This is a genomic window from Deltaproteobacteria bacterium, from assembly GCA_009930495.1.
GTDB lineage: Bacteria > Desulfobacterota > Desulfovibrionia > Desulfovibrionales > Desulfomicrobiaceae > Desulfomicrobium.
The window spans coordinates 1-7,254 of the sequence record RZYB01000136.1; the positions used below are offsets into that span (position 1 = coordinate 1).

At 64.4% G+C, this 7,254-nt stretch carries 8 protein-coding genes; all 8 read right to left on the reverse strand.

The features are described 5' to 3' along the window. Positions 1–164, reverse strand: a 164-nt coding sequence (locus tag EOL86_10655) for a nitroreductase family protein (protein NCD26032.1), incomplete at its 3' end; no start/stop codon positions are given. 11 nt (positions 165–175) lie between these two features. After that, positions 176–538 carry a DUF1318 domain-containing protein gene (locus EOL86_10660; protein ID NCD26033.1) on the reverse strand — a complete coding sequence of 121 codons (363 nt, stop codon included), beginning with the start codon at positions 536–538 and terminating at the stop codon, positions 176–178. Between the two features lie 11 nt (positions 539–549). Beyond that, positions 550–756, reverse strand: a complete 207-nt coding sequence (locus tag EOL86_10665) for a hypothetical protein (protein ID NCD26034.1) — start codon at positions 754–756, stop codon at positions 550–552. A gap of 1 nt (position 757) precedes the next feature. Further along, positions 758–3,382 carry a hypothetical protein gene (locus tag EOL86_10670; GenBank protein NCD26035.1) on the reverse strand — a complete coding sequence of 875 codons (2,625 nt, stop codon included), beginning with the start codon at positions 3,380–3,382 and terminating at the stop codon, positions 758–760. Between the two features lie 287 nt (positions 3,383–3,669). Further along, positions 3,670–4,419, reverse strand: coding sequence for a molybdate ABC transporter substrate-binding protein (gene modA, locus EOL86_10675; GenBank protein ID NCD26036.1), 750 nt, complete (start codon positions 4,417–4,419; stop codon positions 3,670–3,672). Positions 4,420–4,554: 135 nt separating this feature from the next. Then, the gene (locus tag EOL86_10680; protein ID NCD26037.1) at positions 4,555–5,382 is read right to left on the reverse strand and encodes an ABC transporter ATP-binding protein; all 828 of its coding nucleotides are present in this window, start codon (positions 5,380–5,382) and stop codon (positions 4,555–4,557) included. Position 5,383: 1 nt separating this feature from the next. Continuing rightward, positions 5,384–6,385 carry an iron ABC transporter permease gene (locus EOL86_10685; GenBank protein ID NCD26038.1) on the reverse strand — a complete coding sequence of 334 codons (1,002 nt, stop codon included), beginning with the start codon at positions 6,383–6,385 and terminating at the stop codon, positions 5,384–5,386. After that, the coding region (locus EOL86_10690; protein ID NCD26039.1) for an ABC transporter substrate-binding protein at positions 6,382–7,254 on the reverse strand (873 nt) is incomplete at its 5' end. The genes EOL86_10685 and EOL86_10690, both read right to left, overlap by 4 nt.

Consider the following 7,254-nt stretch of genomic DNA (forward strand, 5'->3'; position numbering starts at 1 on the left):
GTGGCGCGATCCGTGATGACCACGAAGTGCCAGGGCTGCTGGTTTCCGGCCGAGGGCGCGGCCATGCCGGCCCGGATGATGGTCTTGATCATTTCGGCCGGCACGGATTTGTCCTGATATTTGCGGATGCTGCGCCGGGTGTGGATGGCGTCGAGAAGTTGCATGGTTCCTCCGATTATTTTTTCTTCCAGGCACCCGAGGGCTCCTGCACCCAGAATCCGGTCGGCTCACTGGATGCGATCTGGGCCGCCCTGGTCTGTCCGACCAGGTCCACGGACGCGTTTTGGCGGGCCGCGATGGCCGCGTACACGGTTTTGCGATCCTGGTTTTCGGCCGCGATCACGTCCGCGTGGGGGCGCTGGCCGGACCTGAATTCCAGATATCCCTGGTTGTTTTCGCCAATCAATCCTTGGGTTTTCAGCGCGTTGATGACCGGCAGTCGGGCCGTCATGCGGGCCTTGATGTCACTGGCATGGACGCCGCCGGTCCAGACCAGAAGGGTCAATAGCAGAATGACAAGCGATGTCGCGTGGCGCATGGGAGCCTCCGTTATTTGTTTTGATTGAGTTGTTGTTTGGCCTTGTCGATGTCGCCGAAGAAATCCTCCAGATCCTTCTGGACCCGGACGTTGACGTCGATGGTGATGTGGATGGGCTTGACTTCCACCGGGGCCATCTGGACCTCGTGTCGGGTGCTGCAGGCCGGGAGAATCCACAGCACGCTCAACAGGGCGGGAAAAAAGAAGAAAAAACGCATGTTACCCTCCGTTTTTTATCAGGTCGAGAAGTTGCCGATGTTGCAAAAGTTGATCCAGGGGCAGGCGGAAATTGGCGTCCAGGCGGATGCCCTGAAAGTTTGATCCCGCCGTGGGACCCGTGACGCGGACGAACGCCCCAATATCCTTGTTGAAGACAAAGGGCAGGGGGCCTTCGGGTTTGCCGTCCAGTTGCAGGCTGACCACGAGCTCCTGGCCCTTGGTATCCAAGCTCATCTTGGCCCAGTCGTAGGAGAAATTTTTGAGGGCTTCGGCGGCCAGATCGAGCTGTGCGTATTGGATGGAACCGGGCGGCACGCCGGCGGTCAGGATGTCCGTGCCCTGGATGCGCAACACGCCCTTTTCGCCGGGCGTGGAATAGAGAAAACCGTCGTCGAAGCTGATGGAACCATGGGCGTAACGGACCGGGATGCGTCCGTTGGCCGCGCCACCGCCCTGGGCCCGGCGCATGCCGAGCTGCTCCAGGGCCTGGGCCAGTTGGACCCGGTCGCAGTAGAGCTCGACGGTGTAGTCATCCACGCCGGGATCGACGCGGAAGGCCTGGGTGCCGATTCGGCCGCCGGCCCAGCGGAAACCGCAGCGTTCCACCAAAATGCTGCGCGGAGTCTCGACCCGGAAGCGAATGTCGCCCTGATCCAGCAGGACCGAGCCCAGGCGCAAACGTTGGAAACCCAGGCGCTGCTCCGGGTCGGACCGGGACGTGAGCAGATCCGGAAAATTCAGGCTTAGGTTGGCCTTGGTCAGCGCTGTCGTGCCTTCATGGGCGAGTTCGATGTCGCGAAGCCGCAGCGAAGCCGGGCAGCTCGGTTGTCCCTGGCCTGCGTCCAGGCGGATTCGGGCGTCGAGGCGGGCCGTACCGGTCAGGCCGCCCAGAACCGGCGCGAAGCCGGCCAGCTGGCCGGGAAAGGTCAGTTTTTGGCCGATGTTGACCTCGATCCAGGATGATTCCGGGGCGCGCGGAACGAGTTGCCCCGTGATCCGACCGCGCACGGGCAGCGGCGTCAGGGCAAGCGTTCCATCCAGCCGCAGGCCGGAATCCTTGGGCCGAAGCGACGCCGTGACGGACCCGATGGCTTTGGATTTGTGGCTGAAGTCAATCCGGAGTTGTCCTGGAGTTTTTTCCGGAGTGGGCCAGGACAGGGGCAGGTTCATGGCGATCCGCGCCACGGCGGCCTCGGCCGTGGCCGTGGCCGTGAACGCGAGATCGCCCTCCAGGCGTGGGGTTGGTCCCCAGACCCAGCCACACTGCCCGCCCAGGCTGTTCGTGGTCAGGCGCGAGGAGGCTTGCCGCGCGGTCAGGGTGGCTCCGGCCAGCCTCAGCGCGCCGCGTGTGTCTTCCGGGGTGCGCGTCGCGTTGGCGTGCAGGGTCAGGCCGGTCAGGGCCGTCTTGAGGTTTTCGTGCTCCAGGCGCAGGTCGCCCAGTTTGAGATCGGCTCCAAAATTTTGCTCCGTGGCGTTGGCGCTCAGCTCCATGTCCAGGAACGTCGCGGCCAGGGTCGCCTTCGGGCCGGGCTGGCCTTCACGCTCGATGCGCATCGGGTCCAGCTCGGCGCGGGTGCGGATGTTCCAGCCCGTCGCGTCGGGCGTGACGCTGGTTTCCCCGGTCAGCCGGGGCGCGGAGGCGAAGCGTAGGCCCGGTATGTTTTCCACGATGAGCTCCCAGTTCGCGCCGCCGTGCCCGGATGTGGGATCGAAATGGGGATCGCGCACGATCAGGGTCAGGGGAACGGGTGCATCGAGCCGGAGCGGCGTCAGCGTTGCGTTGACAGTGTCGGCTATGGCCAGATGAAGGCTGGTATTGCCGGTTTGGGCCAGATTGGTTTCGCCAAGTCGGGCGTGGAATTGGTGAAGGTCCAGGTTCACGTCGCCGCGCGGCTGCCCCTGCATCAGGGTCATCTCGGTTTGGGCCTGGAGTCCACCCCCAACGCCCAGCCCGGCCAGGGCCGGGACTGTTCCGGCCAGGGCGGCCATCGAGGCCGGGGGCAGGGCACAGCTCAGGCGAACGTGTCGTGCCGGAAGATCGGCCCGGAGCTGAACGTGCACGTCGTGTCCCGCCACGGCCGCGTGTGCGTTCAGGGCGGCCTGCCCGTGTTTTTCCAGCGCTCCGGTCACGGTGAACGGCGCGCAGAGATTCAACAAAGAGCTTTCAAGCGTGATCCGGCCATCCACATGAAGCGTGTCGATTTGAAGCGGAATCGGGGATGAATCCGCGCTGCCGCCTGTCAGGGGCAGACCCGCCACCTGCCATGATCCGCCCTCGTGGCGGGCGAGAATTTCAAGCCCCAGGACACGCACGGCGTCCAGCCGCCCGCGCGCCAGCCCGGTGAGGCTCCAGTCCAGTTGCATGGCGCTGATCCGGACATTCGTCCCCGGTCCGAGCGTGACATTCCCGAGATCCAGCCCGGAAAAATCCAGGCGCCTGATGTCCGCGCCCAAGCCGGGCGTTTCAAGGCGCGCTCCCAGCCAGGGAACGAGCAGATGCTGGGCCAGGGTCGGGAGCATGCACCACGTCGTCAGCATGACGCCGGCCAGGAAGATGGCCGTGTGGCGTCCTTTGTGGGAAGCATTTTGTGTGCGGGGATTATCCGGCGTGTCGGGGCTGACCATGGGAAGGGTTTACCAGAGGACGGCGGAAAGGCAAAGGCGGGGCGGAAAAGTCGTCCACCGGGGCGTGGATGGTCCGGAAAAAATTGGGCGGTGGCCGGGTCGATACGGCCCGATCGCTGGATCGTGCCGTCTTTTTCCGCGATCACCACCGCGCCGGGGTGTGGTTTCGCGATGATGGGGGCGTGCTGTCACGCGTGGGGCCGGGTTGGATATCCATCCACCGCGGCCCGTCCGTTATTCCACAAGGTCCGGGTGCCGGGATTCGTCGGCGTGCTCCGGATTCGGGATCACAATTTTTGGAAACCGTATTTGGAGAGCACGGCCTGTCCTTCGGGACCACGCACGAGAGCGATGAACGCCTGGGCCAGATCTTTTTTGTCGGAGGACTTGGTGATGGCGATGGGGTAGATGATGGGCTTGTGTCCGGTCACCGTGGCCACGTTTTTGACCTTGTCGGCGCGCAAGGCCGCGTCCGAGGCAAAGACAAATCCAGCCTGAACCTCGCCCCTGGCCACATAATCCAGGGCTTGGCGCACGCTTTCGGCCAGCACGAACTTGGGTGTCAGTGCGTCGTACAGGTTCTTTTTGCGCAGGGCTTCCCTGGCGTAGCGGCCGATGGGCACGGATTCCGGATTGCCGATGGCGATGAGCTTGATCGCGTCGCCCTTGAGATCCTCGGGCGCGGTCACGTCAAGGGTGCTCTCTCCGGGAACGATCAGGACCATGGAATTGCCCGCGAAGTCGACCCGGGATTCGGGCACGATATGAGGCGTGGCCTTGTCCAGGGTTTCCTGGTCGGCCGAGGCGAAAACATCCACGGGTGCCCCTTTTTCAATCTGTTTGAGCAGCGCGCCCGAGGCCGCGAAATTGAACACCACGCTCGTGTCCGGGTGGGCTTTTTCGAAAATGGGTTTCATGTCCCGAAACGCGTTGGTCAGACTGGCCGCGGCCGAAACGATCAGGTCGCCAGCACTGGCCGACACGGCGACAAGGACCAGGGAGAGGGTCAGGATCAGGGAACGTAACACGGAAGACATGGTGGCTCCTTGGGGTTGAGGTTGTTGCCTTGCGTCTGACAGTGGCCGGGCGTGGCGGCAATAGTGTCACGGTGGGCGTGAAATTCGTGACAGGCCTGTATTTGATGCAAAAACATCCCTCGCCGGGCGCGGTTGCTATCCGGCGCACAACACGCGCCCGGCGCGGGATTGGGGAACGGGCTGATTGTGGAGAACGGAATGGGGCAGGCAGGCGCGGACGCCGTTGCCCACGGAAACAAGGCTGATGTCGGCCTGATAGAGATCGCTCAGCAGACGGGAGCTCATAATTTCCGAAGGCGGACCGTTGGCGATGATCCGGCCCTGGCGCAGCAGCACCACGCGGGAGGCCATCCACAGGGCGTGGTCGGGAAAATGGGTGGTCTTGACAAAGGTGTACCCCTCGGCGGCCAGGCTGGTGATTTGCTCCAGGACCCGGATTTGGTTGCCGTAATCCAGGCCGTTGAGGGGTTCGTCCATGACCAGGGTTCGCGCGCCCTGGGCCAGGGCGCGGGCGATGAGGGTCAACTGACGTTCGCCGCCGCTGATCTCGGTGTATCCGGCCTGGGCCAGGTGGCCGATGCCCATACGATCCAGGGCGGCCTCGGCCAGGTCCATGTCGTGGCCCGTGACGCGTCCGAACAGACCGTGATGGGCCAGACGGCCCATGGCCGCCACGTCCAGGACGCGGAAGGCGAAGGGCGTGCGGTGGATCTGGGGAACGTAGGCCACGCGCTGGGCCGCTTCGCGTGGTGTCCAGGCGTGGACCGGGCGGCCGTCCAGGCGCGCCTCGCCCCGGCTTGGCCGGAGCAATCCGAGCAGGGTTTTGAGCAGGGACGTCTTGCCGCTGCCGTTGGGGCCCAGGAGCGAGACAACCTCGCCCTGGCGTACGCTCAGGGACACGTCACGCAGCACCGGATGCTGGGTGTAGCCAAAGAAAATGGATTCCGCGCCAAGTTTTTCCATGTCAGCTCCATCCTCCCCGGCTCCGACGCAGGGCCAGGGCGAAAACGGGAATGCCCAAGAGCGAGGTCAGAATGCCCAGGGGAATCTCCACCGGAAAGATCAGGCGGGACAGGTTGTCGACCACCAACAGATAAAGCGCCCCGAGCAGGGCGGACACGGGCAACAGAATCCGGTTGTCCGGGCCGACCAGCATGCGCCCGACATGGGGGATGATCAGCCCGACCCAGCCGATGATCCCGCCCACGACCACGGTCAGGCTGCTGATCAGGGTCGCGGCCAGGATGAGTACCATGCGCAGCCGGGCCACGCGCAGTCCCAGGGTACGGGCCTCCTCGTCGCCCATGGTCAGGGCGTTGAGGCTGCCGGAAAGGCTCAGGATCAGGCCGACGCCAAGTCCCATGATCGGGGCCATGAGGGTCATGGACTCCCGACTGACCAGGGAAAATCCGCCCATGAGCCAATAGGTGATGGCCGGGAGCTGGTTGTAGGGATCGGCCAGATATTTGATGATGGACAAAAGCGCCGTGAACAGGGCCGAAACGACCACCCCGCTCAGTACCAGCAGCAGGACCCGGTCGCCCCGATAGAGGCGGGCCATGAGCATGGCCAGACCCACGGCCAGCAGGCCGCAGGCGAAGGTGGCGATCTGAATCACGATCCAGTGCGTGGACAGGACCATGCCCAGGGCCGCGCCCAGGGACGCGCCGGCCAGGACGCCGAGCAGGCCCGGCGAGACCAGGGGATTGATGAACATGGCCTGGAAGGCCGCGCCGGACACGGACAGGGCCGCGCCGACGCAGATGGCGGCCAGGATGCGCGGCAGGCGCACCTCGACGATGAGGGTGCGCAGGAGGCGCAGCCGGTCCGGATCGGACTCGGTCCCAAGCCCGAGGGCCAGGGCCAGATCGTGCGGCCCAACCGGGTAGCGGCCCAGACCAAGGGATATGGTCACGCCCGCGCAGAGCAGGAACAGCAGGCCGAGGGCGCGCGCATGCATGGTCATGGTTCGAGCACCTCGCGGGCCTGGGCGTCGTCCAGGTCCACGTTCAGAAACAGGCGGTAGAAGGCCTTGGTCTCGGCGATCATGTCCTTGGGGTAGCGCTCCGGATAGAGTTTGTTGGTCAGCCAGCACAGGCCCAGGATGCGCATGAAGGACGGTGGCCGGTCAAACCAGTTGAAGGGCTTGTCGGGAATGGTGACGATTCTGCCGTCGCGCACGGCCCGTAGTTGTTTCCAGACCGGATTGGCCGGGGCCGTTTGGGCAAAGGTCTTTTCCTTGGCCAAGATGATGTCCGGGTCCGCGCCAAGCACTTCCTCGATGCCGACGCTTTCCATGCCGTAGACATCGCGGGCCGCGCAGGACCGGACATTGCGGCCTCCAGCCAGATTGATCAGTTCGGCATGGACCGAGGTGTCGCATTCGGTTTTCAGGCCATCCAGACCCTGGGCGTAGTACACGGGTACGCGTTTTTCCCTGGGAATGGCCGCGACCATGGGTTCGACCTCCGCGACCATGCGGCGGGTGGCCTGGGCCAGGGCCTGGCCACGCGCCTCGCGATGCAGAATCCGGCCCACGAATTCAAAGGCCTGGGCGTAGTCTTCCATGGTGTCCAGACGGACATAGACCACGGGCAGATTGATGGTCCGGGCCGTTTTTTCGATGACGTCGTTGATGGCAGATGTGCGCCAGGACCAGGCCAGGATGAAATCCGGCTTGGCGGCCATGACGCTTTCCAGGTTCGGGGTCTGTCCCTGGCCGAACCAGCCGCCGAGCACGGGCAGATTCAGAAATTCCGGGCGCAGATAGGTTGTTTCCTGTCCCGTGAAGGGGAAATTGAGCCCGGCGGCCAGACTCGGGTCCAGGGCGTAGAG